The organism is Endozoicomonas sp. ALE010 (assembly GCF_049310165.1).
In the GTDB taxonomy this organism is placed as follows: domain Bacteria; phylum Pseudomonadota; class Gammaproteobacteria; order Pseudomonadales; family Endozoicomonadaceae; genus Endozoicomonas.
In genome coordinates, this window is record NZ_JBLYNV010000012.1 from 13,053 (window position 1) to 39,544 (window position 26,492).

Annotated in this window: 24 protein-coding genes; 4 read left to right on the forward strand and 20 right to left on the reverse strand. The window is 50.6% G+C overall.

Translation table 11 applies throughout. From position 1 onward, the window contains the following. Nucleotides 1-79 precede the first annotated feature (79 nt). The 4 genes from ACO6UY_RS07360 to ACO6UY_RS07375 all read right to left on the reverse strand — a co-directional run bounded on the left by ACO6UY_RS07360 (nt 80) and on the right by ACO6UY_RS07375 (nt 4,249). Nucleotides 80-1,888, reverse strand: coding sequence for a DUF1302 domain-containing protein (locus ACO6UY_RS07360; protein WP_422450851.1), 1,809 nt, complete (start codon nt 1,886-1,888; stop codon nt 80-82). Between the two features lie 262 nt (nt 1,889-2,150). Then, the gene (locus ACO6UY_RS07365) at nt 2,151-2,945 is read right to left on the reverse strand and encodes an IclR family transcriptional regulator (RefSeq protein WP_422450852.1); all 795 of its coding nucleotides are present in this window, start codon (nt 2,943-2,945) and stop codon (nt 2,151-2,153) included. A gap of 163 nt (nt 2,946-3,108) precedes the next feature. Next, on the reverse strand, nt 3,109-3,978 hold the full coding sequence (locus ACO6UY_RS07370; RefSeq protein WP_422461151.1) for a DMT family transporter: 870 nt from the start codon (nt 3,976-3,978) through the stop codon (nt 3,109-3,111). Beyond that, nucleotides 3,971-4,249 (reverse strand): hypothetical protein, encoded by a 279-nt coding sequence (locus tag ACO6UY_RS07375; protein WP_422461153.1) that lies wholly within the window; start codon nt 4,247-4,249, stop codon nt 3,971-3,973. Before ACO6UY_RS07375 ends, ACO6UY_RS07370 begins: the two co-directional genes overlap by 8 nt. Nucleotides 4,250-4,556: 307 nt before the next feature. Here ACO6UY_RS07375 and ttcA point away from each other — a divergent pair, with 307 nt between their 5' ends. The 3 genes from ttcA (at nt 4,557) to ACO6UY_RS07390 (ending at nt 8,144) form a co-directional block, all read left to right on the forward strand. After that, nucleotides 4,557-5,468 carry a tRNA 2-thiocytidine(32) synthetase TtcA gene (gene ttcA, locus ACO6UY_RS07380; RefSeq protein WP_422450856.1) on the forward strand — a complete coding sequence of 304 codons (912 nt, stop codon included), beginning with the start codon at nt 4,557-4,559 and terminating at the stop codon, nt 5,466-5,468. Between the two features lie 205 nt (nt 5,469-5,673). After that, nucleotides 5,674-7,440 carry an ankyrin repeat domain-containing protein gene (locus tag ACO6UY_RS07385; RefSeq protein ID WP_422450857.1) on the forward strand — a complete coding sequence of 589 codons (1,767 nt, stop codon included), beginning with the start codon at nt 5,674-5,676 and terminating at the stop codon, nt 7,438-7,440. A 374-nt stretch (nt 7,441-7,814) separates the two neighbouring features. After that, on the forward strand, nt 7,815-8,144 hold the full coding sequence (locus tag ACO6UY_RS07390) for a TraR/DksA family transcriptional regulator (protein WP_101748834.1): 330 nt from the start codon (nt 7,815-7,817) through the stop codon (nt 8,142-8,144). A 45-nt stretch (nt 8,145-8,189) separates the two neighbouring features. On the opposite strand, the gene ACO6UY_RS07395 is transcribed toward ACO6UY_RS07390, so the two are convergent. The 4 genes from ACO6UY_RS07395 to hemN form a co-directional block, all read right to left on the reverse strand. After that, a complete protein-coding gene (locus ACO6UY_RS07395) occupies nt 8,190-8,729 on the reverse strand; it encodes a hypothetical protein (RefSeq protein ID WP_174783948.1) in 540 nt (179 codons plus the stop codon). A gap of 135 nt (nt 8,730-8,864) precedes the next feature. Further along, nucleotides 8,865-9,422, reverse strand: a complete 558-nt coding sequence (locus ACO6UY_RS07400; RefSeq protein ID WP_422450858.1) for an adenine phosphoribosyltransferase — start codon at nt 9,420-9,422, stop codon at nt 8,865-8,867. A 79-nt stretch (nt 9,423-9,501) separates the two neighbouring features. Beyond that, nucleotides 9,502-10,254, reverse strand: a complete 753-nt coding sequence (fnr, locus tag ACO6UY_RS07405) for a fumarate/nitrate reduction transcriptional regulator Fnr (protein WP_422450859.1) — start codon at nt 10,252-10,254, stop codon at nt 9,502-9,504. A 513-nt stretch (nt 10,255-10,767) separates the two neighbouring features. Further along, entirely contained in the window at nt 10,768-12,162 is a 1,395-nt protein-coding gene (gene hemN / locus ACO6UY_RS07410) for an oxygen-independent coproporphyrinogen III oxidase (RefSeq protein ID WP_422450860.1), read from the reverse strand. A 430-nt stretch (nt 12,163-12,592) separates the two neighbouring features. Here hemN and ACO6UY_RS07415 point away from each other — a divergent pair, with 430 nt between their 5' ends. Beyond that, on the forward strand, nt 12,593-13,045 hold the full coding sequence (locus tag ACO6UY_RS07415; protein ID WP_422450861.1) for a hypothetical protein: 453 nt from the start codon (nt 12,593-12,595) through the stop codon (nt 13,043-13,045). Nucleotides 13,046-13,095: 50 nt separating this feature from the next. Here ACO6UY_RS07415 and ACO6UY_RS07420 read toward each other — a convergent pair whose 3' ends face one another. The 12 genes from ACO6UY_RS07420 to ACO6UY_RS07475 form a co-directional block, all read right to left on the reverse strand. Continuing rightward, entirely contained in the window at nt 13,096-13,806 is a 711-nt protein-coding gene (locus ACO6UY_RS07420) for a sulfite exporter TauE/SafE family protein (RefSeq protein WP_422450862.1), read from the reverse strand. Next, complete coding sequence (gene ccoS, locus ACO6UY_RS07425) at nt 13,793-13,969, reverse strand: cbb3-type cytochrome oxidase assembly protein CcoS (protein WP_422450863.1); 177 nt, start codon at nt 13,967-13,969, stop codon at nt 13,793-13,795. Before ccoS ends, ACO6UY_RS07420 begins: the two co-directional genes overlap by 14 nt. Before the next feature lie 2 nt (nt 13,970-13,971). After that, the gene (locus ACO6UY_RS07430) at nt 13,972-16,548 is read right to left on the reverse strand and encodes a heavy metal translocating P-type ATPase (RefSeq protein WP_422489505.1); all 2,577 of its coding nucleotides are present in this window, start codon (nt 16,546-16,548) and stop codon (nt 13,972-13,974) included. After that, a complete protein-coding gene (locus ACO6UY_RS07435; protein ID WP_422450867.1) occupies nt 16,548-17,183 on the reverse strand; it encodes a FixH family protein in 636 nt (211 codons plus the stop codon). Before ACO6UY_RS07435 ends, ACO6UY_RS07430 begins: the two co-directional genes overlap by 1 nt. Nucleotides 17,184-17,186: 3 nt before the next feature. Then, nucleotides 17,187-18,590: a cytochrome c oxidase accessory protein CcoG gene (gene ccoG, locus ACO6UY_RS07440; protein ID WP_422461159.1), complete on the reverse strand. Its 1,404-nt coding sequence runs from the start codon at nt 18,588-18,590 to the stop codon at nt 17,187-17,189. Between the two features lie 157 nt (nt 18,591-18,747). After that, nucleotides 18,748-19,644, reverse strand: a complete 897-nt coding sequence (ccoP, locus tag ACO6UY_RS07445; RefSeq protein ID WP_422450870.1) for a cytochrome-c oxidase, cbb3-type subunit III — start codon at nt 19,642-19,644, stop codon at nt 18,748-18,750. Between the two features lie 2 nt (nt 19,645-19,646). Then, a complete protein-coding gene (locus tag ACO6UY_RS07450; RefSeq protein WP_422450871.1) occupies nt 19,647-19,865 on the reverse strand; it encodes a cbb3-type cytochrome oxidase subunit 3 in 219 nt (72 codons plus the stop codon). Then, nucleotides 19,865-20,479, reverse strand: a complete 615-nt coding sequence (ccoO, locus tag ACO6UY_RS07455) for a cytochrome-c oxidase, cbb3-type subunit II (protein ID WP_422461161.1) — start codon at nt 20,477-20,479, stop codon at nt 19,865-19,867. The genes ACO6UY_RS07450 and ccoO overlap by 1 nt, the downstream gene beginning before the upstream one ends. A gap of 5 nt (nt 20,480-20,484) precedes the next feature. Next, nucleotides 20,485-21,942 carry a cytochrome-c oxidase, cbb3-type subunit I gene (gene ccoN / locus ACO6UY_RS07460; protein WP_422450873.1) on the reverse strand — a complete coding sequence of 486 codons (1,458 nt, stop codon included), beginning with the start codon at nt 21,940-21,942 and terminating at the stop codon, nt 20,485-20,487. Between the two features lie 680 nt (nt 21,943-22,622). Next, the gene (locus ACO6UY_RS07465; RefSeq protein WP_422450874.1) at nt 22,623-23,852 is read right to left on the reverse strand and encodes a hypothetical protein; all 1,230 of its coding nucleotides are present in this window, start codon (nt 23,850-23,852) and stop codon (nt 22,623-22,625) included. Between the two features lie 180 nt (nt 23,853-24,032). Continuing rightward, on the reverse strand, nt 24,033-24,881 hold the full coding sequence (locus ACO6UY_RS07470; protein WP_422450876.1) for a hypothetical protein: 849 nt from the start codon (nt 24,879-24,881) through the stop codon (nt 24,033-24,035). A 528-nt stretch (nt 24,882-25,409) separates the two neighbouring features. Further along, nucleotides 25,410-26,336 (reverse strand): Dyp-type peroxidase, encoded by a 927-nt coding sequence (locus ACO6UY_RS07475; RefSeq protein ID WP_422450878.1) that lies wholly within the window; start codon nt 26,334-26,336, stop codon nt 25,410-25,412. Between the last annotated feature and the right edge of the window lie 156 nt (nt 26,337-26,492).

Below are 26,492 nucleotides of genomic sequence, written 5' to 3' on the forward strand. Positions count from 1 at the left end.
TTCACCTCATTATTTTTGTTATTTTTTTAAAATGGCTTCGTTCGGATTGCCAAAACGAAGCCTTTTATTTTTCTGGTGATTAAAAGGAGTACGCCACGCTAAAGGCGACATTGTCCCGGTCTCTCTGGTCGCTTTGGCTGTTCCAGGCGTTATAGCTCAGTTCGGCAGAGATATTGCTGCCGTAGTCTGCAGCAACCCTGGCGCTGTAGCTTATGGCCCCCTGATCGTCTCCGTGGAGTTTATCATTGAGGGTCAATGATGGGGATAAGTCCAACCCGGGCAGCACGTTGTCGTATGAGCCGCTCAGAACCAGTGTGTACTCATAAGAGTTTTTGCTTAAGTTGGAAAAGTTGGGCACATCGGTAATGCTGCCGGGTATGATTTTACCGGAAACCTCTGAGATAAGGTTGACATCATCGGCACCAAGGTTTGGTCCGAAATTGTGGGTGGCGTTGACCGTCCAGGTGTATAGCTCGTCACGCTGGTAAAGGTTGGTTTTTGTACCTGAGGCAACGATTCCTGCGGCACCCAAGTCTATAGTACCCACTGATCCTCTACCTGCCAAAATAGCATTGCTGGCTAAGGTTGCAAATTCTTCCCGATTGGTAGAAAACGGCATGTTAGGCCGGTAGGTGACTTCCATTCCAATACTGGTTTCACCAATATTACCGGACAGGCTTAAGCCGTAGAGACGGATATCTTCAGGGTATGCAAGGTCATAGTAGGTGTTATTGAGGTAATACAGTCCATCTGCAAGAGCTGTTAACGTTGAGTTTGACCCAGTTATGCCAGCTTGACACAACGCTGCATATTGGCCTGTAATCGGGCTTCCTGCTGAAAGAAAACCCGGTGCCTGAGAGGAACAACCAGCCTGATCTCCAGTTTCAAGAGCAGCATAAGGAGCACGACTGTGATAGTTCATAAAGAATAACGAAGCTTCGACTCCAGAAAATTCATAACGCAGCGCAAGACCAAACTGACCATCATCTGAAGCATCGATTTTCTGCCCCTGTCTGGCAATAGGTAAAATCCGATCAGTGCCATTCAAGCCTGGGATTGAAATATCAGCCGGTACCGGAAGTGAATTCCTAAAATCTTCAATAACCCCCAAAGACCCATCACCAAACAGATCCTCCGTACTCATATAAGCCCCATTGGGTATCAACTCATGAGATTCCCATTCAAACTTATAAAACGCTTCCATACTGAGATTGTCGGTAATTCCCGCCTGCACATACGCCATATTCACCGGCAATGTATGGTTACGCAGTTCTGCCCCCGGAAGGCGCAGCCCGGCAATATCGTAAGGGTTGGCAGAGTTTATACCGCTGGTAAAGAAGAGGGCTTCACCCCAGTTAATCACCTGACGGCCCAGTCGGAAGGACAGCGGTTGGTCCGCAACATAACCATCCCGATAGGCATAGGCATCAAGAAGTCTTGCTCCTGAGGCAGAGTCTTTAAGGTCATCAGAAAATTTGGTTTCGCTGCCGGAGTTGGAATAAATATTGCCATCTCCGGTCGGGTCTTTATCTTTCAGTTGGCTGTCATACCAGGCGTTGGCCCGCAAAAACAGACCGTAATCATCTTTGCTCACTTCCAGGTCTGAGGTAATGCTGAAGATGTTCGAGACTAACCCGGTATCAAAATTATAATTACCGTCATTGGTATTGATATTGAGGTTGTCATCATCCCTGTCTTCTACTCGCCACATGGTGCTGTATTTCACCTGAGTATCCAGCGAGATATTGACATCATTTTCTGTGGTCCAGCTGACGGCCTGACTGACACCGGGCATGGTGCCCAGAATAGCCAGTGTGAGTAGATAAGTTGATTTTCTGATTCCAACAGGCCGTTCCATCTGCCTGGAAGCACGGTGATTTTTTTGCATGTTGCTAAGGTCTCCTGCTCCTTCTTGCCACTACTGCCCTCAGTAGTCGGTTTCAGGTTTTTGTTGTTATTGAATTCTTGTATCGAAGATTTCAGTGCTTTGTGATCTTAGCCTGAGGATATGGTTGAAATCAATATGCAATACTGCACAGCGAAATGTGTGTTCGATTTTTTATTTTATCTCAATTAAGTGCTATGTGCTCGTTCCCACGTGGAGCATGGAAACGAGGATAGGACAGTATTCAAGCCGTGTTATTTATGGGTTATACCCCGGTAGCCTCAATATCCCGCACCACATGAACCAGCTGTGGCCCCAATGACTGCATGATCATCTCATCGGAGATAAGGTATTTCGGACCACCGCAGTTGATTGCCATAACCCGGCCGTCCAGAAGTTTGAGCGGGACAGCAACGGCATTAACATCTTTGCTCCAGTCGCCAAGGGATGTACAGAAGCCTTTTTCCTGATACTCATCAATAGCCTTGCTGATGCTTTCTTGCCAGGCTGGCCAGTGATCACCTGAGTGCTGCTCCATCAGTGACAGGATCTGATGTCTTTCACCGTCTGACAGGCCGGCCAGAAAGGCGCGCCCGGAGGATGATGTTGCCAGTGGCAATCTTGAGCCAACATCCATGCGCAGAGCCTGCGTTTTTTCATTGCGGCAATTTTCAACATAAATCATCGACAGACGCTCACGTACGGTCAGTCCTACAGAGATATTGGCTTGAGTGGCCATTTTTTCCATATAAGGCTTGGCAATTTTACGTACGTTGAGGTTGGAGGTGTAGGCGTAACCCAGTGCCAGCACACCGACGTCCAGTTGATATTTTTCCAGGTGCTTCGAGTAGGTGAGATAGCCCAGCTGGGTCAATGTGTAAGTCAAGCGGGAGATGGTTGGTTTGGGAAGCCCGGTAATTCTGGCAAGGTCCTGATTGCCGAGAACGCCGCCCTGTTGGTTGAAAGCCCGCAGCAAATCCAGGCCACGTGCCAGCGCCTCAACGAATTTCCTGTCTTTCTCCCCCCCTTTCTCTCTTGGCAGGTCAATAATTTCATTCATATGTGGTGTGTCTTCTACTATTGTGTACGCTCTGCAGGGGGTGGAGTTCCGCTCCCCGCAAATTAAAGGCCATTATCAATACTGGTTAAAGGATTAAACATTTATAACATAGGTAAATCAGAAGTATCGGGTAAATCTCCGGGGTTTGTCGGTTAACATCCATCTATTGTTGCCTGGCGCTGCCGCTGTTCCAGAACGCCGTAATCAGCCCGGCTGCGATGACCAGCACAATTCCTGTCAGCGCAAACCCGTCAGGAATATGGCTCCAGATCAGCCAGCCCATAATTCCTGAAAATACAACACCGGAGTAGTTTATAGGTGCCACGATGACGGCACTGGCAAGTGTCAATGCCCGGGTATAACACCACATGGTCAACGAGATAGAACCACCAATAAAGAGCAAATAGGGCAGTGTCCAGTAAGGAATAGGCTGCCAGTCAAGGATAGCTAACGGGATGCTGCTAAGAAACGATATCAAAAAATAGTAAGACAAAATCACATGGGTCGATTCCGTGCCTGAAAGGACCCGGGTGCTGACCATGGAAAGCGCCAGAAACACGCCGGACAGCAACCCGACGATATGCCAGTATTCAATGCCTTCTGCGTCCGGTCGCAAGATCAGCAGAATACCCAGGAAGCCAACAATAATAGGCAGCCACTGCCCCCCCGGAATGGTTATTTTTATCCAGGCCCAGACAAATAATGGCACAAATAACGGTGCCGTGTTACGCAGCAGAGAGGCGTCCACCAGGGGGGTATGTTGAATCGCCAGATAGTAGGTAAAAAAACACAGCCAGCCGGAAATCCCCCGGACAGCATGAATAACCGGGTGTTTTGTATACCAGTTGCGAAGAGGGTGTTTCAACAGCAAAGGGATAAGAATAAGCAGGCAGATGCCGTACTGAAACAAAACAACCATAGAGATGGGAACTGCATCGGCTACCACCTTGGTGGCAACACCCGCGGTAGTGGATGCCAGTGCTGAGAGCAGGGCAAAGATTATTCCTTTCAGAGTGGCATATTGGTCATTCATATTGGATATTTAACTGCCTTGTGCCTGCCAATTTTTCCAGGGGTTGACCTGACGTCATCAGATTCAGTGCGTTTTTTACCCCGGCCAGACGGGGAACCCGCTGTGTGCCACCTGCGATAACGTCTTCGTATTGATTCAGGTCGAAAGCATTGCGCTGAATGAGAGTCCTGATGATGTCACCCAACAGGTCATCCGGACGGATCGATGAGAGCGCCCCACCGTCTCGGCCGAAAGGTCTACGACCACCGTCGTAGATATAGGCATCGGGCATGTTATCATTTCCTTATTATTCTGCTATGCAGAATTTGATTTTAAATATATTGATTTTGCTTTTGTTAATCAATACCGGGTTTTATCCATTTTCAGTGGCTGCTGGCGTTGAGCCGTTTTAAGTTGTGGGTCTTGAATGGCTCGGTGGATACCTTTCCGGGGCGGGGATATCCCATAACTTATTCCATTTGAGCTGGTTTCAGAATCCCCTGTAGTGAAAGTCCGTAACGGGATAGCAATCGGTCTGATTGGTGAAAGATTGACAGATAGTTATAATCAAATTTTTCCTTAGACTCCCTCAGGATAATATGACGACTTCTCTTTCCGGAACTGCAAAGACAGAATTTAACAAGCTGCAAAAAAGGTTGCGCCGCCACGCAGGTCAGGCTATTGAAGAGTTCAATATGATCGAGGATGGCGACAAAGTGATGGTCTGTTTATCGGGTGGCGCTGATAGCTACACGATGCTTCATATTTTGCAGAGTCTCCAGAAAAGTGCACCGATAACCTTTGATTTAGTGGCGGTGAATCTGGATCAGAAACAACCGGGCTTTCCTGAGCATATCCTGCCGGAATACCTGGATGGCCTGAATGTTCCTTATCATATTATTAACAGGGATACCTATTCGGTGGTTAAGTCGAAGATACCGGAGGGTAAAACCACCTGTGGTTTATGCTCGCGCTTGCGCCGTGGCACTTTGTACGCCTTTGCCGAAGATATCGGCGCAACCAAAATTGCCCTTGGCCACCATAAGGACGACATCGTAGAGACCATGTTTCTTAATATGTTCTATGGCTCCCGGCTGGCCGCCATGCCACCCAAGTTACTATCAGACGATGGACGGAACGTGGTGATTCGCCCTTTGGCTTATTGCCGCGAGAAGGATATCAAACGGTTTGCTGAGCAAATGGCGTTCCCGATTATTCCATGCAACCTGTGTGGCTCACAAAAGAACCTGCAGCGTCAGAATATCAAAGCCATGCTGGCTGAGTGGGAAAAAAAGAATCCGAGCAGGATCGAGTCAATTTTTACGGCTATGCAAAATATAGCGCCATCCCAGATGGCTGATACTGAGCTGTTCAATTTCAAGGATCTTAAAATGGATCGTTCTGGCGAGCGCAAGTCCTATGAGCATGAGGACAATCAAACGATCTTTTCCGGGAATATTCCTGATCCAATCGATACCGATATTGACATGGTAAAAATTATTACTATTTAATTTCCCGGCCTCTCAAGCTGAGAGGCTGTGCAGCCAGGCTATGCGAACGTTCAATTCAGATCAGATTGCCAAGGTGCGCCAATAGCAGGCAGGTCAGCTTCTGTGCTGCCTTTCAGGAACCAGTCCACAATTTTTCTGTCAATAGTGTTTATGAAATCACCGGTTGTCCATGAATTCAACCGGGTACACGGTGACCTGAATACTGATGGAAAATTCAATTTCTCCGGTTTCCAACCCGACAGGGCAACCATTAAACGATGTCTGTCCGATTTGTCTGGTTGGATTGTTTGGACACAGCAGGGTAGTGGTTACCCCTTGTCGCCATCGCTATCACGAGCAATGTGTGACCCCCTGGCTTAACAGCCGACAGTTGTCCAGACGAACTTGCCCGGTCTGTCTTAATTGGGCCCTGCCACTGATGCGAGAGGGTGGGGCGAAGCTCTATGAGTACTCAGCTTACAGCGAGTCAATGCCCCTGAGTTGCTGTCGCTCCGGAAACCTGGCACAGCTTCAGCAGTTGCTGACCCTCGACCCGAGTGTTGTCTTTGCCCTGTTTCGTACCGGTGATACAGGTCATCATGTCCGTCTGCTGTACATGGCCGCCAGCAATGGGCAAATGGGTTGCGTCAGGGCTTTGGTGGCAGCGGGGGCTTCGCTGGATGTCCCGGCCATCAATAACGGCATGACCCCACTGCACGTTGCCCTGGTCAATGGCCACCTTGATGTGGTTAATTTTCTGATTCAGTCCGGTGCGGGTCTCAATCTGACTAACCGGGATGGTCATACCGCCCTTCATCTGGCAGCCAGGCAGGAAGACGGTCAGTTTGCCGAAGCATTGATTCTGGGAGGGGCAAACCCTGCCACCAGGGACAGTCATGACCGAACAGCACTGCATATTGCTGCCCTGGAAGGCCGTTGTGAGTGTGTCAGGATACTGGCCCGGAACCCGGGCATTATTGATACCGTGGACAGCCGTGGCAGGACCCCCCTGATTCTGGCGACCAAGGCCGGCCACAGGGCGGTAATGGATATTCTCATCAGCAATGGGTGTAACATGACCATAGCCAGCCGGCATGGCCGGGTGGCAGTTCACCATGCGGCCACCGGTGGTCATGGCCACTGCCTGCGATTACTTGCCGATAAAGGTGCGAACCTTGACGCAGTGACCCCCGTTGGCAGAGCGGCGATACACTACGCTGCCATGCGAAACCATAGTGAGTGTCTGGAAATCCTGATTGATAACAACGCCAACGTTGAGGCGTTTGTCAATTGTGGCTGGAATGCCCTGCACCTTGCTGCTTATCATGGGCACCTTGAAAGCGTGCAAACCCTGATCCGAAGGGGGGCCAATATCCAGGCCTTTACCAACGGCAATAGCGTTATGACAGCACTGCACATAGCCACCAGATGCAACCATCTTGGGTGCGTCAGGGTCATTGTTGAGGCTAACGTGGATTTTTCGGCAAGGGACTCGGCTGGCAACACGGTGTTACACGACGCCGTCACCTACGGCAGTTATGTGTGCCTGCGCATGTTTATTCGCTCCGATGCCGACCTTGACATGACCAACGCAGAGGGTAAGACCGCACTGCATCTGGCTGTGCTTAAACACCGTTGCAATAGCCTGAAAGCCCTGATCCAGGTAGGTGCTCAGCTTGATGTTAAAGATAATTCCGGCCGTACTGCCATGCACTATGCCGTTGATATGTCCTTTATTCATTTCTCATTTGATGCTTCCCTCAGCCTGCTGATTCGGGCGAAGGCGGATCTGAATATTCCCGATCAAGACGGCAATACCGTTCTGCATATGGCGGCATTCAATGGCAACCTGAAAGTTGTCAGGATGCTGTTGAATGCCGGCGCAGATCATCGGGTGAGAAACAGACATGGCAGGACTCCCCTGGTACTTGCCAGACAGCTCAATCACACATCCTGCATCGACAGGCTGAAACGACTGCCTTATGTGATGTAATGCCTGGTTATCGACCACTCAGCCTGTTAATGGTTACGAGATCAAGAGGAGGGACTTTGTCAGCCTCCTGGACTCCGCTTCAGGCTGAACGGAGATTGTTCACATCAAACTCATTGAATTGATGTACCAGGTGGGAAAATGTTTTTCCGGATTGAAACTGAATATTACGTTTACGGTATCAATGATCTACTATTTGAATTCATGATTTTGGAAAGAATCAGTACGCCGCAGGTTGGTAATTACCTTATCCGTTTTTGTGAGTGGGGATAAGGTTCTTCGGCGTTGTTTTATGGTAAAGAGTGACCTTTTGACACAACCATTCTTTATAGAATAAACAGCAGGATTCTACAGTATTTTTGTGCAGGGGTAGCAAAATGACAGATCATGATAAGTGGCAGAAATGGTTGATGGCTCGCAGGGATGAGCTGAATACGCGTCTGGGTAAAATTAAAAAGGATGCTTCCCGAAAAAACAGTGCAGACTGGTCTGAGCAGGCGCAGGAACGGGAGAATGATGAGGTTATTGATGCACTGGGTAACGAGGCGGTGATTGAACTGGGTAAAATTAACCGCGCCCTTGATCGTATAAATGAGGGCGATTACGGTTTCTGCCTGTCCTGCGGTAAGGAAATTCCGGTTCAGCGCCTTGAGGTTATGCCTTATGCTGACCTTTGTGTTCAATGTGCTGAGGCCAAGGGGTTGTAGGGGAGCATCATCAAGGCGATAAGGGAGCAGGCAGGCTGAATCCTGTTATGCCGGTTTGGCTGCAGCCTGGTTAAAGTACGTTGACTCCTCTGTGGAGCAGCCTGATTCAATAATCATCTTTTGATAGCTTTCGCAGAAGCTCTGGAGTGTTCCGGGGTTTCTGCTGTGGAAGTGCTTTTGCCATAATCTGGCCATGGCAGTGATGTCTTCTTTATCAATATCTTCGATCTGAATACCGCAGCGGTGATAGATAAGCCAGGCAATGGCGGTGGCGTAAACCAGGTTGGTCGCCAGTTCATGATGGGGGTGGGAAAGAAACTCCCGCTGGCTGGCCAGTCCCCGAACTTTGCTGGATAAGTCAGCGTTTGGTGCCAGAAACAGGTCCCAGATATTGCGGTGCATGCGAGGAGAAATCTGATAGATACCGAGTGCCTGGTGATTGGCCTGTTTCAGATGAAAACCAAGCCCGGACTCTCTGGCTGCGGTACCAAGCAGCAGGTTCTCAGCAGTAGGGCTCCACATACCCAGATGCTTGAGTGCGGGGCGAACAACATAGTGCCTTAGTTCCTTGGCGCATATTCCCATTTGCAAAGTCCTTTTCCCGGGTAGATCCCGGTCTGTGCGTCCTGTAACTGCGGGAGGGGCTCTCAGATCCAGACATTAACCCTGGATCTAAGAGACATATCGTATCATCCCTGAAATTCTGAACTGAGGGTGGTTTTACTCACCGGCAAAATTGCACAGGGCATAGGTTGGAATGCCCGCCGCATTGAGTCTGTCAGCGCCCTTGAGGTCTGGCAGATTGATGATAGCTGCAGCTTCCAGTGTGCTGGCTCCTGCTTGTCGAATCAACTGATCCCCAGCCAGCAGTGTGCCTCCGGTGGCGATAAGGTCATCCACTAACAGAATTTTTTCACCGGCCTTAATGGTGTCTTCATGCATTTCCAGTACGGCTTTGCCATATTCAAGGTCATACTCGACACTGAGGGTTTTGCCTGGCAGTTTGCCTTTCTTGCGAAACAGTGCCAGCGGCTTGTTCATGATATAGGACAGTGTCGAGCCAAGCAGGAAACCGCGGGCATCAAGCGCGCCAATGCGATCAAAAGTCTGGTTCTCATAACGCTGAACCATGACATCCACGGCCTTACGCCAGGCTTCCGGGTTTTCAAACAGTGTGGTGATATCCCGAAACAGGATGCCTTCATGGGGCCAGTCCGCGATGGTTCTGATTTGCGTTCGCAGATATTCCTGAACGGATGAACATTCGTTTGTATGCATGGGAGGGAGCATGCCGCTGTCAGTCAATGGATAAAAAGGAAGAAGCCACCTCAAAGGGTAGCTTCTTTAGAGGATAAAGTCAGGCGTTGGTAGCAATCGGTTCCAGTGTTTTTCCCCCGGCCAGGGCACAGAGTTCAACCGAGTTGCGAATTTCGATTTCCTTGCCCACGGCGGAGATCAGGCCGTTTTTCTGGAATCGGGTAAATACACGACTAACCGTTTCTACCGCCAGACCCAGGTAGTTCCCCATCTCATTTCTCGACATGGACAGACGGAACGACTGGGAAGAAAAACCCCGGCGACGAAAACGGCTGGCCAGGTTAATCAGGAAGGTGGCAATACGTTCATCGGCGTTTTTCTTGGACAGCAGCATCATCATTTGCTGGTCTTCACGGATACGCTTGCTCATCAGGCGCATCAGATGTCGGCGCAATTCCGGGAATTGATCGGAAAGGGTTTCCAGTTGCTCAAAAGGAATCTCGCAGATCATGGTGGTTTCCATCGCCTGGGCCGACACCGGATAGGTATCCGTATCCATACCGCTCAGGCCAAGAATTTCGCTGGGCAGGTAAAATCCGGTGATTTGTTCCTCACCTTCATTGGTCGCTGTGTAGGTTTTGAGAGCCCCTGAGCGAACAGCAAAGACACTGGTAAAGGGGTCACCTTCCAGAAACAGGTGTTCGCCTTTTTTCAAAGGACGCCCACGCTTGATAATGTGATCCAGCTGATCGATATCCTTAATGCTCAGTGCCAGTGGCAGGCACAGTGAGCTGAGGCTGCAGTCTCTGCAGGCCACATGGCTCGGCTGTCGGACGTTGGGCTTTGACGTCATTGAGAGGCCTCAAAGTCGTATTTGGCGAAATTCGACACTGTTTATGGAAAACCAAGTGTATGAAAAGTGTTACCGGAGTGTAAATCAGGTATGTACGCAACCGGGCAGACCCAGGGTAGGGGTTTGGTGCTGCTTCAGCAATGCGTCATAAACTGCGGTGGTTCCGGTGAGCTCTCATCTGCCGTGTCATCTATCAAGCTCAGGGCTGACCCTGATCATGGTATGGTCATGGCTCCTGGTGGTTGTGTGTCTTTATCCCTGAAAATCAATCTGACATTGTCTTATGTCACAGGATTAAATTTTCGTTCGTGGTATTTAACGGACATGGCAGATTTTGCACTTATGTTTCAAGTAAATCAATGTGATAGTGGTGGCAAGTCGTCGTCAGTTTCAGTTTTTTTCTGATAAACCGGTGAGCTGCAGAGAGGTTTCGGTTCTGTGCGGGATGATCAGTCGTTGTCGGTACTGGCGGGAGAGGGGCTCCGGAGCCTGGTGATTGCTCCGGAGTGTTACTCAGATAACCTTTGAGAAGAGCGTCTTCTCTTTCATCTCCGGTTGATGGAGATAGTGGTCGAACTGCATACAGATGTTACGGATCAGCAGTGTTCCCTTTGGCAGTACTTCCAGCAAGCCATCGCTATTGAGACTGATCAGGCCGTCTGCCCTCATCGGCTCCAGCCTTGCCAGCTCATCCCGGAAGTAATCCCTGAATTGAATATCAAACCGCTGTTCAATATCGCTGAAGTTCAGTTTGAAGTGGCAGATCAGCTGGGTAATCACTGCCTGGCGGACTTTGTCATCAGCGGTCATCTTCAGGCCGCGAACCACTGGCAACTGCTGTTCATTGATCATTGCACAGTACCGGGCTTCATCGGTGCTGTTCTGGATATAAGTGTCGCCTACCTGGCTGATGGCAGACACGCCCATGCCGATCAGGTCGCAATGACCATGGGTGGTATAACCCTGGAAATTCCGGTGCAGCGTGCCTTCTTCCCGGGCAATGGCCAGTTCATCGTCTGGCAGGGCAAAGTGATCCATACCGATGTAGATGTAGCCCTGATCCAGCAGTTTTTCCGTGGCCTGATGCAGAATGTCCAGCTTCACTTCCGGCGCAGGCAGATCCTGCTCATTAATTCGGCGCTGTGGTTTGAAGCGGTGGGGCAGGTGGGCGTAGTTAAACAGGGATAGCCTGTCCGGGGCCATATCAGCCACACGATCGATGGTTTCCATAAAACTGTTGGTGGTCTGGAAAGGCAGGCCGTAAATCAGGTCCATGTGTACCGAGCGGAATGCCATGACCCTGGAAGCATCAAGAATGGATTGAATCATGCTTTCAGGTTGAACCCGGTTAACGGCTTGCTGAACTTTGGGGTTCAGGTCCTGAACGCCCATGCTGATTCGGTTGAAGCCAAGGTCCCTCAGGGTGCCCATCATGGGCCAGTCTACTTCCCTGGGATCCAGTTCAATGGAGTAGTCTGCGGTATCGCTTTGGGTCAGTTGGAAGTGCTGACGGATATGGCCCATCAGATCCCTCATCTGATCTCTGCTCAGAAAGGTCGGTGTGCCGCCGCCAAAGTGCAGTTGCTCGACCCGCTGTTCCTGACTGTAGAGTGCTGCCTGCATCTCTATTTCACGAAACAGGTATTCCAGATAACTATTGGCGCGCCCACGGTGTTTGGTGACAATTTTATTACAGGCGCAGTAATAACAGACATGGGAGCAGAACGGGATATGAAAGTAGAGTGACAGGGGATTGATGGCCCTGGCACTGGAGTGGGCATTGTGATGATATTTCTCAATATCAAAGCTGCCATCAAACTGCACCGCCGTGGGATAGGAGGTATAACGCGGGCCTGAGTGGTTGTATCGGTGAATCAGGTCTTTATCCCAAACTGGTGCGGTATTCATTATTGCTCTCGGTAATCTTCATGTCTTATTAGTCAGTGTGTTCGCCTTCTGGTCGGTCTTTTTGTGCCGGAAAGGGTAAGGCAAAAACAGTCGGTATTACGTCATGATGTTTTTGGCTAGTTTAGAAAGATTTTCAAGGTTGTTCTTTGATCGGTGTCAATAGGTATGAACCGAACTGGCATGCCTTAGTGGTTCGTCTTTAGGGCATGTGATGAGGATTGTGTCCAACGTGGCGTGAAGTTGTTGAGGTTGGCTATTGTATCTGCCATCTGGTTATTAATCGAGCAAATAATGCTTTGGCTGGCAGGGTTGTGCTGAAAAGGGTCTGATTGATAGTGATTGGTGGGTTCATTGAATGTGCTATTTTTGCTGCTAGATCATAAAAATTCACAAATATGTCCTGGTCACTGATCAGACAGGAGGAGTAATTATGGGTGCAGACATACATATGTATGCTGAATTCAGAAATAGTGTCGGGCAATGGGAAGAAATCCCGGGTTACGAACCTTTTTCAGATCGCAATCGTCATGTCTTTTCATTTTTTTCCGAGGGTTTTGTCAGAAGCGATTATGACTGGGGCTCCTGGCATGTTACTCCGTATCCCATTATTGAGGAGGCTCGGGGGCTGCCCGGAGATGTCAGTCTTTCCATCAAGGCCAAGTCTGATGAATGGGGAACGGGTGGATCTGGCCACTCCTGGCTGTCTGTTGATGAATTGGTTTCTTACGACTACAACAAGCCTTTAAGAGAAAGGGGCGTTGATGTTCCCGAAGAGTTTGTCAAGCTTACGATCAGGGAATCGTTGGGGGAAAAGTATTTTTTGGAGTTGGCTGAGTTGCAGAAGCAAAAAGCGGAGCGCCTCGTCTTTTGGTTTGATTTCTGATTCAAAACTTTAAGAGCCTCCTAGGAGGCAGAACTTTTTTTTTCCTTTTATCACATATGGTGATGGTGCAGCATGGACATCAACCACCTCTGGTGTGCGCCGGGCATAGACCACAAGCCAAAAAGGATAATCAGCAACCCCGCCAGGTTGCGGGTGATACTGGCTTGGATAATGCCGCTGAGCTGTCTTGAGAACGCACCAAGCAGGAACACTGAGGGTATGGTGCCTATACCAAATGAGGCCATTAACAGCGCACCCTGTACCGGTTTTCCCTGAGTGGCGCTCCAGGCCAGGGTGCTGTAGACCAGGCCGCAGGGTAACCACCCCCAGAGCATGCCAATGGCGAGGGCATTGGGAAAGTTTTTGATGGGCAGCAGTGCTTTGGCCTTGGGCTGGATATGTTGCCAGAGCTTATGTCCGATCTTTTCCAGATGTGTCAGACCACGCCACCAACCGGTCAGATAAAGCCCCATGGCGATCAGCATAATGGCCGCAAAATAGCGCAGTCCCATCTTTACTTCCGGGCTGATACCGCCCAGGTACCAGCCAATGCTGGCCAGAAGGAGACCAGCGATGGCGTAGCTGGTAATTCGTCCGAGATGATAGGTCAGCATCAGCCAGAAGATCTGTGCACGGGACTTGCCTGCCAGGGAGAGGCTGAGGGCGGAAGTAATGCCGCCACACATGCCGATACAGTGGGCGCTGCCCAGTATGCCCAGGGTTAATGCGGAAAGTAAGGTGGGGACTTCATTTATGGTCATGTGAATCAGCTTTTGGTATCTGTTGAGGCTCATCAAAAAGAATGCTGTGGGCTGGCCCTTCAAGGTCGTCAAACTGACCGTCGTCTACTGCCCAGAAAAAGAGTTTGATCGCTACAGCGATCAGGATCAGGGCCAGAGGGATCAGAATAATCAGGCTTTCCATGGTCAGGCAGCTCCTCTGGGTTCAAGGTGGGCGTAAACTTCTTCTGACTCGGTCGGTGCTTTGGGCAGTTTTCCCGGGCGGTTCAGTCGCAGGGCGTTGGCCACCACGATCAGTGAGCTGAGCGCCATGCCGGTAGCGGCCATCCATGGGGCAATCATGCCTGCTGCGGCCAGGGGCAGGGCGGCAAGGTTGTAGCCAAGGGACCATGCCAGGTTTTGCCGGATAATTTTCCGGGTTCTTATGGTCAGGTTAAAGGCATCGGCCAGTCGCTCAAGGTTGCCGGAAATCAATACTGCATCTGCACTGGTGCGCGCCAGGTCTGAGGCGTTGCCCATGGCCATGGAGATATCCGCCCCCGCCAGAACGGGAACATCATTGATGCCATCACCAACCATCAAGACTTTGTGGCCCTGACTCTGCAGCGTCTGGATATAGCGCAGCTTGTCATCCGGGCTGCTTTCAGACTTCCATTGCCGTATACCCAGGGATTCAGCGGTTGCCGCCACCACCGGCTCGGCATCACCACTGAGCAGGGTTACGGTTTTGCCCATCTGTTGCAGCCGTTGGATTGTGTGGGCGGCCTCAGGGCGCAGGCTGTCGGTAATCCTGAACCAGCAGAGCGGTTGCCAGAGTTTCTGGTCAGTACTTTCTGACATCAGCAACCACTGTCCATCCTGTTCTGGCGTTGCCACATTGCCGGATGGACAGACAAAGTCGGGTCGTCCGATGCGGTAAAGGCGGTTGCCAATGGTGCCTTCTATCCCCTGGCCAAGATGGTTTTTCACCTCGCGAGCCTGCTCATGCAATGACTCAACGGTGTAGAAAAAGGCTCTGGCGATAGGGTGTTCAGAGTGTGCTTCCAGGGCTGCTGCCCGCTGAAGCAACGCTTCTTTTGAACTGTTGCCGTTATCAAGAGAAACCACCTGGCTTAACGACAGTTCCCCTTTGGTTAAGGTGCCGGTTTTATCAAAGATCACATGGTCGATGGTTTTCAGGCCTTCCAGAACATGACCACGGGTCACCAGCAGGCCAAGGCGGTGCAGATAGCCGGTAGCCGCAGTCAGGGCGGCAGGGGTGGCCAGGGACAGGGCGCAGGGGCAGGTCACCACCAGAACCGACAGGGTAATCCAGAACGCGTCTTGTGGCGCAATGCCGGACCAGCCCCAGTACACACAAATGGCCACCAGCAACACACAGGCAACAAACCAGCCGGCCACCTTATCGGCAATTTTCGCGATGGCGGGCTTATCCTGCTGTGCCCGTTGCAGCAGCTGGATAATGCCGGCTACCCGGGTCTCTTCGCCTACTTTGCTTACCTTAAGCTCAATGGGATGGTCCACATTGATACTGCTGCACAGCAGTGTGTCACCACGCTGCTTTTCGATGGGCAGGTACTCTCCGGTCAACATGGCTTCATTCACGCTGGTGGAGCCACTGATCAGAATGCCATCTGCGGGAATGGCATCGCCGGGAAGAATTCTAACCTTGTCGTCTGGTTGCAGATCGGCCACCGGGACGCGCTGATAGTGACCGTTGACTTCTTTCAGGCAGCTGGGCGGCAGCAGATTGGTCAGCGCCCGTGCAGCCCTGGCGGTTGCATGGCGGGCACGAAGCTCAAGGTAGCGACCGGTCAGCAGGAAGAAGGTAAACATGGAAACGGAGTCGTAGTAGACTTCGCCAGAGCCCTCAGCGGTGGAATAAATAGAGCCTTCAGCGATGGAATAAATAGAGCCATCAGCAAGGAAATAAACGCAGAAGGTTGCCCACAGGCTGGCCAGATAAGCGCCACCAATGGCAATGGATACCGGAACATCCATGCCGAGATGCCGTATTTTGATATCCCGCCAGGCCGCCTTGAAGAAGGGCGCAGCAGAGTACAACACCACAGGCGTGGCAATCACGGCGCTGAAGATCCGGATCAGGTCCCGGTAAATGTCCGGCATATCGTCACTGATGGCACCGGAATAGAGGGCGATGGCATACATCATCACCTGCATGGCACCAATACCGGCAATGGCAAGCCGTCGTATAAAGGTGCGGTTTTCGTTTTTCAGCAGGGCTTCCTGCTGGTCGGCACGCCAGGGGAACGCCTTGTAACCGATTTTGTGAATTTCCAGCAGAATGGTACTTAAGGGGATTTCGCTGTTATCCCAGGTGATCTGTGCCTCATGGGTGCTGAGGTTGACACTGGCCCGGGCAACACCCGTCAATGATTCCAGATGGTTTTCCAATAACCAGATACAGGCGGCGCAGGTGATGCCGTCTATCAACAGACTGGCAGTGAGGTGGTTATCCTGGCTTTGGGAAGCCGGGCCTGCGGGTCTGACAAAATCCTTTTGCACCTCTGCACGGTCATAGATCTGCAGTTCTTCCTGAAGTCGCTGATTCAGGTCAGTGACCTGGTTGGCGCTTTCGGTACGGTGCCGGTAATAATTCTCCAGACCGCCGGCTACGATGGCCTCGGTCACTGCCTTGCAGCCCGGGCAACACATGGGCTGCAGTGTGCCTTCAACGTCTGCAAAAAATACCACCGGCTGGCTGACCGGCAGTGTGCAATGAAAGCAACGGGTATCGGTCATCAGGCATCCGGATTTTTCAGGGTAGTTGGGGTTCCCGGTGAGACGACGGCCTCCAGGGTGATCTTCCAGCCGGTCTCATAGCCCACTTCCGGAATCAGCTCATCCAGGGTTTCCAGTTGCAGGTAGTAACGACCGGTAACCAGGGCGTCCAGCTGGCCAACATACATTGGGTTTTGCCCGGGTTGTGCCGGGTTAGAATCTGCGGCTGATTTGGCGCTGATGCCAAAGGAGCGGTTCAGCACAATGGTTCTGTCTTTGTCTTTAAATACCGGAGAAAGAAAGCTGAGTTTTAGCTGCCCGGGCCACACCTCCGGATTTCCCTGCATCGTCACCCGGACTTCGCCGATCAATTCATCAATGGTCAGTGTACCGGCAACGGCCAGGCTTCGGGCATTTTCAATCCGGGTCATGTCCTGGTTGATGGTTTTGCCGTTTTTGTAATAGTCATCAATCACCACGCTGTCCTGATGGGTAAAGGCGGTGTAGACCTGAAAGCCGCCCCAGGCAAAGGTGACCAGCAAAATACCCACGATGTACCAGGCCCAGGGTTCCCGGTACCAGGGGGTAAAAGGTTCCCTGTTGGTGGCAGGCTGGCCTCCTGCCGGGTTATCTCTGCTGGTTGTTGATTGCGTCATGCTTCAGGGTTTCCTCTCTGGTCCGGGCACCATAAATCGGCTTTCAGCGGTAATGGCTTCCAGTCCGGGCTGGCTGGAACTGATGCTGAAGCGAATCGGCCGGGTGCTGGGGGCTCCATCAATTAACGGCGCGATAACCCTGATGATTTCCTGCTGCACACTGCCCGGCTCTGCCACAATGGCGGTTCTGCCCGCTATTTTCAGATTCTCGATACCAGCCACCTGTATTTTGATGAGATGAGGTTGCTGGTCTTTGTTAGCGACTTTCAGTGTGTAGATATTTTCTACCTGGTCATCATTTATGACCCGGAAAAGGACATTTCTATCCCTGAGTACTTCCAGCTCCAGCGGAATTCGATGGCCAAGGCTGAACATAAACAGGCAGATCATAATGAACAGTGCTGAACTATACCCGATCAGGCGGGGACGAAGCCAATGGGTCTTCTGGCCGGCAAGTTCGTTATCGGTGGTGTAGCGAATCAGGCCTTTGTCGTAGCCCATTTTGTCCATGATGGTGTCGCAGGCATCGATACAGGCGGCACAGCCTATACACTGATATTGCAGCCCATCACGGATGTCGATACCCGTAGGGCAGACTTGTACGCAGACACTGCAGTCCACACAGTCCCCCAGCCCCATGGTTTTGTGATCAGCGCTTTTCTTGCGTGGGCCACGCTGCTCACCGCGATGCTTGTCGTAAGCTACCACCAGGGTATCGTTATCGAACATGACGCTCTGGAAACGGGCGTACGGGCACATGTGAATACAAACCTGCTCCCGCAGGTAACCCGCATTGCCATAGGTTGCCAGGGTGAAGAAGCCGAGCCAGAAAATACCCCAGGGGGCAACATCGAAGGCGGCGATGTCCAACACCAGTTGCCGGATGGGAATGAAGTAACCGACAAAGGTGAGCGCCGTAGCAAAAGCGATACTCACCCAGAGTAAGTGTTTGGCACTCTTGCGCAGAAATTTCCCGCCGGACATGGGCTCTTTGTCCATCTTCATCCTGCGGTTGCGCTCACCTTCTGTGATGCGTTCTGCCCACATAAATACCCAGGTGAAGACGCTCTGGGGGCAGGTGTAGCCGCACCAGATTCGTCCGGCAAACACCGTCAGTGCAAACAGGCCAAAGGCGCAGATAATCAGTAGCCAGGACAGCAGGATAAAGTCCTGGGGCCAGTAGGTGGTGCCAAAAATATGAAACTGCCGGGCAGGCAGGTCAAAGAGCACGGCCTGACGGCCATTCAGATTGATCCAGCAGGTGCCAAAAAAAAGCAAGAAGAGAAATGTACCGCCAGCCAGACGAAGCGTTCGGAAGTGGCCCGAAAAGCTTCTGGTGTAAATCTTTTCAGGCTTCTGATACAAGTCGATCAGTTCCGGTTCCTGGTTGGCATTGTCTGTGTTCATAGAGCCCAAATATACCGTTAAGGTTTTATTGGAACCACAAAGGCACAAAGGCACAAGGTTTTTTCAGGCTTGCCTGAGCTGGGCTTAGCAAAAAAAGCGCCCTTTGTGTCTTTGTTCCTTTGTGGTTCATAGTTTTTTGTCCCTGCGCCTGAGCAAATCATTCAGCCTTGTGGGTCAGGCTGTAAACGTAAGCCGTCACCAGATGAACCTTCTCTTCACCAAGAATATCGTTCCAGGGTGGCATAACGCCGTTTCGTCCCTTGCGGATGGTGTATTCCACTTGCGCCTGACTTGATCCGTACAGCCAGATATTGTTGGTCAGGTTCGGAGCGCCCAGGGCATGGTTACCGGTACCATCGGCGTTATGACAGACGGCACACGTCGTACTGAAGATCTTTTCGCCAGCGGCCAGGTCCGCTTCGCTGGCACCGCTGTCAATACCAGACAGTTCACGGGTATAGCTGGCAACCTGCTTCACGCCGGTATCACCGATCACGGCACCCCAGGCGGGCATTTGTCCCTGACGACCGTGGGCAATGGTGGCCTTGATGGCGTCCGGAGTGCCACCGTAGAGCCAGTCGTTGTCAGTGAGATTCGGGAAACCGAAGTTGCCACCGGCATCCATACCGTGACAGAGGGCACAGTTGTTGATATAGACCCGCTCACCCATTTTCAGAGCCCTGGGGTTGTTAATCAGCTGTTCAACCGGAGTGGCGGCGTAACGGGCAAATTCAGGGGCATATTTGCGGTCATGCTTGAGTTGATCCTGTTCCAGCTCATTCACCTGAGTCCAGCCAAGGACGCCTGTCCACTTACCCATACCCGGGTAGAGAATCAGATAGCCGACAGTGAATACCAGGGTGGCGATGAACATGATAAACCACCACTGCGGCAGTGGGTTATCATACTCCTCAATGCCATCATAGGCGTGACCGGTGGTCTCATCGGTCATATCCCTGCGCTGGCCCTTGCGAGTTGCAAACAGAACCCAGGTGACCAGTACAAGGCAGGCGGTGGTCAGCAGAACAATCCACCAGTGCCAGAAATTACTCATCGTTATACAGCTCCTCTTTTCTGGGAGTTCTTATGGGTTTCCCGGTGGCTGCCTGTGGCATCGGTATTCTCAGCACCCTCCTGCTGGTCATCAGCAAATGGCAGGGCGGCGGCTTCATCAAAGTCGCCTTTACGTCGGCTGCCGTAGGCCCAGAAGACCACCGATAGAAATGCGACCAGGGCGACCAGTGTCGCCAGTCCTCGAATCGTATTGATATCCATCAGCGCTTACCCGAAATAACTGTGCCCAGTCCCTGGAGATAAGCCACCAGGGCGTCCAGCTCGGTTTGTCCTTTGACGGCATCCCGGGCACCGGCAATATCTTCATCGGTGTAGGGAACACCCAGTGTCCGCAACGTTTCCATCTTTCTTGCGGTCAGCTTGCCATCCAGCGTGTTCTCTGCCAGGAATGGGTAGGCGGGCATAATGGACTGAGGCACCAGATCACGTGGGTTAATCAGGTGGGCACGGTGCCAGTCATCGGAGTAACGGCCGCCAACCCGGGCAAGGTCCGGACCGGTACGCTTGGAACCCCAGAGGAATGGGTAGTCATAAACGGATTCGCCAGCCACCGAGTAGTGGCCATAACGCTCCACCTCGGCACGCAGCGGACGAATCATCTGGGAGTGGCAGCCTGCGCAGCCCTCACGGATATAGATATCACGGCCTTCCAGCTGCATGGCGGTGTAAGGCTTCAGGCCCTCCACGGGCTGAGTGGTCTCTTTCTGGAAAAACAGCGGGACGATTTCCACCAGGGAGCCAAAACTGATGGCAACGACCACCAGTATCGCCATCAGGCCCAGGTTCTTTTCAACAATATCGTGTTTGCTCGCCATTATTATTATCTCCCTTCAACCGGCGCAGTGGTCGGGTTGAGTTCGAGGGACTCTTTATCGGAAGAGGGCTCCTCCGACTCTCTGGCAGTGCGGTATACGTTATAAGCCATTGTCAGCATGCCAAGAACAAAGAAGGCACCACCAATAGCACGGACAATGTAGCCGACGCCGCTGGCTTCTACGGACTCAATAAAGCTGTAGGTTAACGTGCCGTCTTCGTTCACTGCACGCCACATCAGGCCCTGGGTGATACCGTTTACCCACATGGCAACGATGTAAAGAACGGTGCCGATGGTGGCCAGCCAGAAGTGCATATTGATCAGGCCAACGCTGTACATCTGTTCCTTGCCGTACAGCCTTGGAATCAGGTGATAGAGCGAACCGAATGACACCATGGCTACCCAGCCCAGGGCACCTGAATGCACATGACCAATGGTCCAGTCGGTGTAGTGGGACAGGGCGTTAACGGTCTTGATGGCCATCATCGGGCCTTCGAAGGTGGACATGCCATAGAAAGAGAGGGAAACCACCAGAAAACGCAGGATCGGATCGGTCCGCAGCTTATGCCAGGCACCGGAGAGGGTCATGACCCCATTGATCATGCCACCCCAGGACGGTGCCAGCAGCACCAGTGACATAACCATGCCCAGGCTCTGGGCCCAGTCCGGCAGTGCGGTGTAGTGCAGATGGTGCGGGCCGGCCCAGATGTAGATGGCAACCAGCGCCCAGAAATGCACGATGGACAGACGATAAGAGTAAACCGGACGCTCCGCCTGTTTGGGCACGAAGTAATACATCATGCCCAGGAAACCAGCGGTCAGGAAAAAGCCTACCGCATTGTGGCCATACCACCACTGGATCACGGCATCCATGGCACCCGCATAGGCAGAGTAGGACTTGGTCAGGCTAACAGGTAACGAAGCACTGTTAACGATATGGAGCACGGCAACCGTAATAATGAAGGCACCAAAGAACCAGTTAGCCACATAGATGTGCTTACTCTTGCGCTTTATGATGGTGCCAAAGAAGACCAGCGCGTAACTGACCCAGACAACGGCGATCAGAATATCAATGGGCCATTCCAGTTCGGCGTACTCTTTGGAAGAGGTAATACCCAGGGGCAGAGTAATGGCTGCCGCAACAATCACCAGTTGCCATCCCCAAAAGGTGAAAGCGGCCAGCCGCGGCATGGCCAGTGTCGCCTGACAGGTTCGCTGGACGATGTAATAGGACGTTGCAAACAGGACACAGCCGCCAAACGCAAAAATCACCGCATTGGTGTGCAGTGGCCGCAAGCGTCCAAAGCTGGTCCAGGGTAAGCCCAGGTTGAGTTCGGGAAAGACCATCTGAGAGGCAATCAGCAGGCCTACCGCCATACCAACAACTCCCCAGACCACGGCCATGATGGCAAACTGCCGAACTACTTTGTAGTTATAGGTCGGCTGTAACGTTGCAGTGCTCATGCTCCATGTTACCTTCGGGTTATGCTTATAAGATTTGATGGTTATTGTGGGTAAACCGAAATGGGATTGTATTGATACGGATCAATATCCGGTCAAAAAATGAGCCAGTTGCTTCTGTTCAAAGGTAGGGGGTTACGCCCCGGGAGTTGCAGACTTTTTCCAGGAAAAAGCGGAATGTGTGTGCTGTTTTTTAGCGTTTTTTCCTTATGATAGTGCTTGTTTAGTTAACTACCCTGGCCCCGTTGCCAGAGCACTTGAGTGCACAACTCCATTGGAAAATCAAAAGCACCCCTGCTTTCCCCTTGCCAACCTTCTAAACAGGCTTTGCTGTACCGACAGTTCTGACTTTCTTATGTCCTCATCTGGTTATCGGGAGCATATACTCCGCCGATCCCGCGGCAATCATACAGAAATATAAGAGTGGCTGCTAATGCTTTTTCGGTCTTTACTGGTGTGTTCTGTCAGCTTTTTTAAGAGCCGGGTACCTGGCTGGATTGCCCGGAACCGGTGATGATGACGGACAGCCAGTCAGGGATATGTCACGGGGCAGGGGGCTGGCAACGGAACCTTCCACCCAGTGAGATATCCCCGGGTTCTGCAATTTTCCGGATAGCCTCCCAAGCTAATGGATCAGATTGACCCAAACGTCAGTTTGTCTATCTGATCCGTAAACGCCTGGTTCAACCGGATTGATTGGACTCCGCCAGCCATAAGGCAATTCTGGCAAACGGTGGCTCAGCCTTGTACTTATTGGCAGTCTCGCTTTTGAAGAACGTTCTGGTGAAATCATCACTACCTTTCAGGCCCTTAGCGGCAATCTCGTTGCTGAGTTCTTTCTGCTCGTCAGCCTGGCCATGGTTCAGTATGCTGTGTGCTTTGGCTAAATGTGTAAGATTCTCCGGATTGATACCAAGTTTGGCAAATTTGTCTGCAAATATTGAATTTCTTGCGACAAATGAAACCAGCAAGGCTGCATCATTGGTCAGGGTAGCGCGGTTGTCTGCACCCTGTCTGGCCAGTAATTGTTTCAGGTGATACGGTTGATTACCCTGCAGCAGTTTAGTGATGTCTTCATTATTGCCCAGCATGTCGATCAGCTCTGAGTCGGAGTCGAACAGCTGTTGTTGTAACGCCATGATCTCTTTTGCCAAATTATCTGCACACAGCTTCTGCCGTGGGTAGATCAGGCTTCCAGTTAGCTTGCTGACTTGTTCCCGGTCGAATTGGTCAAAAGTTATTGACTCTTTGAAGTTACCGATTCCGGTATTGCCAGCGATCTGCATTTTGGCCATCCTTAGTGCATCTTTCAGTTGATCCATTTCTTTCGTTTCAAAGTTTGCTTCCGAGAATTGGGAGTCAATAAAACTATTCATTAACTTATCCCGAAAAAAACTGAAATTTTGCGATGTCATGCCATAGCCCGGAGGCAGGGTAATCGGATTATCGTTGTCCATGTCGGCGCTATCCTTTAACTTCTGGCAGTCATCCTGATTGTCAGGATTCTCATGCAGTTTGCTGTTAGCAAACGCTTTGAGGGAATCAATATCATGGCAGTTGGTGAGGGTCAGGAGGATTTGAATGGCTTTGAGCTGGGTGGACTCTTGAACCAGGATATTATCCAGATTAAAAGCACTGGTGAAATTTTGGCACATTAGTGCAATATCGCTAGCGTCAAGCCCTCCAGTATCTGGCTTTTCAGTACCTGTCTTTTCAGTTTCAGACTTTTTAGCATTCAGGATGACCGATATATTCTCGTTGAATGCGTTCAATCGGGTTGCCAGCATTTCGGCTCCCGGCTGATTGTCGAAGCTGTCAGCCGTAAACTGAGGGACTGATTGTGCTGCTGGGGCCGGTTGTTCGGTTGATTGAGTTGATAAGGGTAATGGGACTTTTGCAGATTCAACGTGCATGTAACCACCTGTTTCGTAGGAGTTTTGTTGTTATGGTTTATTGTCAAAACTGGCAATGTTTTGGGTATAAACCGGTTGGTCTTTGTGTCCATCTGCCTGCGTTGCAGCAATCCGGACACTATCGTAGACCATTGACTACCGAATTAGTTTCATTAAGCTGTCTGGAGAGAGTGGCACTCCTCACTTTGGCTTTGGATGAGACATAACGACAAGCAGTAACCTTTTCTCCAGAGGTGTAGCCAGATGCTCTCCAGTTTCAACCGGAACATACTTACAATCAGCACCTCGATGAACAAGATGACCCTGATTGTTTGTGAAAGCAAAACCACCACCGTTAAGTGGGTATTCGTGCTCTTCATCAGTCCCCTCATCAGCAAAGAATGAAAAAATAGAACCCGTTTTAATTTTTGCTGTTTGCAATCCTCCTCCTGTGTAATACGGAGCATTCTTTTTAATAACCGAATCATCATTCATCAACATCACGAGGCTATAATCCCCCCCGTCACGATGCCATCTACCTCCAGATATACCTTTTCTGGAAATGTAATTCCGTAATATCGACACCCGGGATATGTCCATTGGCTGATTATGCAATGAGAATTGCCTGGCCAAAGTCTCTACACCTTCTCTTGCCAGTTTAATCAATGCCGGATGACTGGTCTGTAATTGATGTTCAAAGCTTTTCTGATCAATAATCTGACATTGATGATCAAATTTCACTGTTGTTTTGGTTTTACCATCAATCCGAACTAAAGGAAGAGCGTATTGTGAATTATTAATTCCTCTTACCACTTGTGAGCAATATTTGGATTTCATAGATGAAGAAGAGGAATTTTCAATAAAATAAGCAGAATCTTTCTTTATAGCCTCGTTGGCATTTTTAAACGTTTCCTCACCGACAACCTTATGTACAGTCCAGAATTTATCCCCGAATTTAACATCCACCGTTGCAGTTGAAGTAGAGGCCTCTTTCGTTGCAGGAACAGCCATTGATCGCTGGAAATTAACGTCAGAAGAGAGTGAAATCATTTTTTTTAACTCCAAATGAATATGCTTGTAAGCGACTAACGATTCGTGACTGGTTATTTAACCTGAGTAGTTAACGATTTTCTTTCGCATAAATCACTAACCAGTAAGTCAGTTATGGTAACAATGTGATACCTGCAATTATGTAGAACATTAGTACTCATAAAACCTGTTATATTGTCACTGTATCCCGTGCTCCACAGGATTTCAGGCTTAATTACCGTCCAATAAATTTGGTTAAATCCTGATTGCGACAGGCGAGCCTGAGAATGTGGGAAGTTTTATAAACTGAAATCATTCGTTGAAATCCAGTGGGTTCGACTCCCATCCGTTAAAGATTAACCAATGGATTGACTCTAAATGGATTTCATTGGGTTAACTGCTTAACATTCGATTATTACTCCTCATTCCGCCTTGCCCAGATGCCTGGAATGGTTTGTTCGTTATCATATTTAGAAAGCGTAACGGGTATGAAAAAATTCATCAGAAAGCACCTCAGAAGAGGTGCTGACAGTGGTTACTGATTTTCGCTCAATTATTCAATGCCAAAAATTCACGAGAGGGCGCAAAGAAAGCACAGCCAGTGACTGGCGTTGAAAAATTCATCAAATGATCATAGTGACCATGGGCATCGGCTTTAATCATCGCTTTCAGCATCAGATTAAAATGTTTTGGTGTCTTGCCATAGGCAATAAAGAACAGGCCTGACTCCCTGGCGTCACCATAAGGCATACTATGGCGGAGAATCTCCATACTGTTGCCGTGTTCGTCTTTCAGGTTGACCCGTTTGATATGGGCTATGGGAGCCTTCTGTTCAGCACTGAACTCAATATTATCCTCCTTGGTGCGCCCCATAATGGTTTCCTGATCTTTCAGCGGACACTGTTCCCACTCTTTTAAATGGTGAACATAGCGCTGGGTGTGGATATAGCTGCCCCCTGCAAACGGGCTATCCTCTTCCCCCACAAGCGCGACATCTGCACGGTGCTCACCTTCAGGGTTTTCTGTGCCATCGACAAATCCGGTCAGATCACGGCTGTCCAGATACCGGAAACCGCTGATGTCTTCCTGAACCTGCACGTTATTGCCCAGCAGACGAAGCACCTGGCTCATCAGCAGAAAATTAATATCCTTTCGGTCTGAGCGAATGTGCAGCAGCAAGTCGCCGGGAGTTGCAGGCGCTTCCCGATCAGCGTCTTTGATGGCCATAAAAGGGCGCAGAGCCCCGGGTTTGCTGCCGGAATAAAGCCGGTCCCAGGCAGCACTGCCAATACTGATGGTTGAGCTGAGCCTGGCATCGGGGTATTGCCTCGCCAGAGTTTCAGTAAGCTCTGGAATGCCGGAGAGCGTCTGGCGGATTTTCAATAGACTATCGCTGTCGTTTTCTTTGATCGTCAGTATCAGAAATTGAGCGTTGGTATTGGCATCCGGAGTGATGCCGGACTGAGGCGTTGGCATGGTCTTGAACCTTGAAAGTCTATGTATCGAATAAAATCGGTGTCTGGTTGTGGTGGTCTGATCATTATATTAAGTAGTTGGCCAAATGGAATCGTATATTTCTGGCTAAGTGGGCAGTTGCTATGCAAGGCGCAACGTAGGGAGCATAGCCGTAGC

Bases quoted from the DNA above. Each gene is read 5' to 3' on its own strand.
- ACO6UY_RS07360 (WP_422450851.1), bottom strand. From the start codon at position 1,888: ATGCAAAAAAATCACCGTGCTTCCAGGCAGATGGAACGGCCTGTTGGA.
- ACO6UY_RS07365 (WP_422450852.1), bottom strand. From the start codon at position 2,945: ATGAATGAAATTATTGACCTGCCAAGAGAGAAAGGGGGGGAGAAAGAC.
- ACO6UY_RS07370 (WP_422461151.1), bottom strand. From the start codon at position 3,978: ATGAATGACCAATATGCCACTCTGAAAGGAATAATCTTTGCCCTGCTC.
- ACO6UY_RS07375 (WP_422461153.1), bottom strand. From the start codon at position 4,249: ATGCCCGATGCCTATATCTACGACGGTGGTCGTAGACCTTTCGGCCGA.
- ttcA (WP_422450856.1), top strand. From the start codon at position 4,557: ATGACGACTTCTCTTTCCGGAACTGCAAAGACAGAATTTAACAAGCTG.
- ACO6UY_RS07385 (WP_422450857.1), top strand. From the start codon at position 5,674: ATGGAAAATTCAATTTCTCCGGTTTCCAACCCGACAGGGCAACCATTA.
- ACO6UY_RS07390 (WP_101748834.1), top strand. From the start codon at position 7,815: ATGACAGATCATGATAAGTGGCAGAAATGGTTGATGGCTCGCAGGGAT.
- ACO6UY_RS07395 (WP_174783948.1), bottom strand. From the start codon at position 8,729: ATGGGAATATGCGCCAAGGAACTAAGGCACTATGTTGTTCGCCCCGCA.
- ACO6UY_RS07400 (WP_422450858.1), bottom strand. From the start codon at position 9,422: ATGCATACAAACGAATGTTCATCCGTTCAGGAATATCTGCGAACGCAA.
- fnr (WP_422450859.1), bottom strand. From the start codon at position 10,254: ATGACGTCAAAGCCCAACGTCCGACAGCCGAGCCATGTGGCCTGCAGA.
- hemN (WP_422450860.1), bottom strand. From the start codon at position 12,162: ATGAATACCGCACCAGTTTGGGATAAAGACCTGATTCACCGATACAAC.
- ACO6UY_RS07415 (WP_422450861.1), top strand. From the start codon at position 12,593: ATGGGTGCAGACATACATATGTATGCTGAATTCAGAAATAGTGTCGGG.
- ACO6UY_RS07420 (WP_422450862.1), bottom strand. From the start codon at position 13,806: ATGACCATAAATGAAGTCCCCACCTTACTTTCCGCATTAACCCTGGGC.
- ccoS (WP_422450863.1), bottom strand. From the start codon at position 13,969: ATGGAAAGCCTGATTATTCTGATCCCTCTGGCCCTGATCCTGATCGCT.
- ACO6UY_RS07430 (WP_422489505.1), bottom strand. From the start codon at position 16,548: ATGACCGATACCCGTTGCTTTCATTGCACACTGCCGGTCAGCCAGCCG.
- ACO6UY_RS07435 (WP_422450867.1), bottom strand. From the start codon at position 17,183: ATGACGCAATCAACAACCAGCAGAGATAACCCGGCAGGAGGCCAGCCT.
- ccoG (WP_422461159.1), bottom strand. From the start codon at position 18,590: ATGAACACAGACAATGCCAACCAGGAACCGGAACTGATCGACTTGTAT.
- ccoP (WP_422450870.1), bottom strand. From the start codon at position 19,644: ATGAGTAATTTCTGGCACTGGTGGATTGTTCTGCTGACCACCGCCTGC.
- ACO6UY_RS07450 (WP_422450871.1), bottom strand. From the start codon at position 19,865: ATGGATATCAATACGATTCGAGGACTGGCGACACTGGTCGCCCTGGTC.
- ccoO (WP_422461161.1), bottom strand. From the start codon at position 20,479: ATGGCGAGCAAACACGATATTGTTGAAAAGAACCTGGGCCTGATGGCG.
- ccoN (WP_422450873.1), bottom strand. From the start codon at position 21,942: ATGAGCACTGCAACGTTACAGCCGACCTATAACTACAAAGTAGTTCGG.
- ACO6UY_RS07465 (WP_422450874.1), bottom strand. From the start codon at position 23,852: ATGCACGTTGAATCTGCAAAAGTCCCATTACCCTTATCAACTCAATCA.
- ACO6UY_RS07470 (WP_422450876.1), bottom strand. From the start codon at position 24,881: ATGATTTCACTCTCTTCTGACGTTAATTTCCAGCGATCAATGGCTGTT.
- ACO6UY_RS07475 (WP_422450878.1), bottom strand. From the start codon at position 26,336: ATGCCAACGCCTCAGTCCGGCATCACTCCGGATGCCAATACCAACGCT.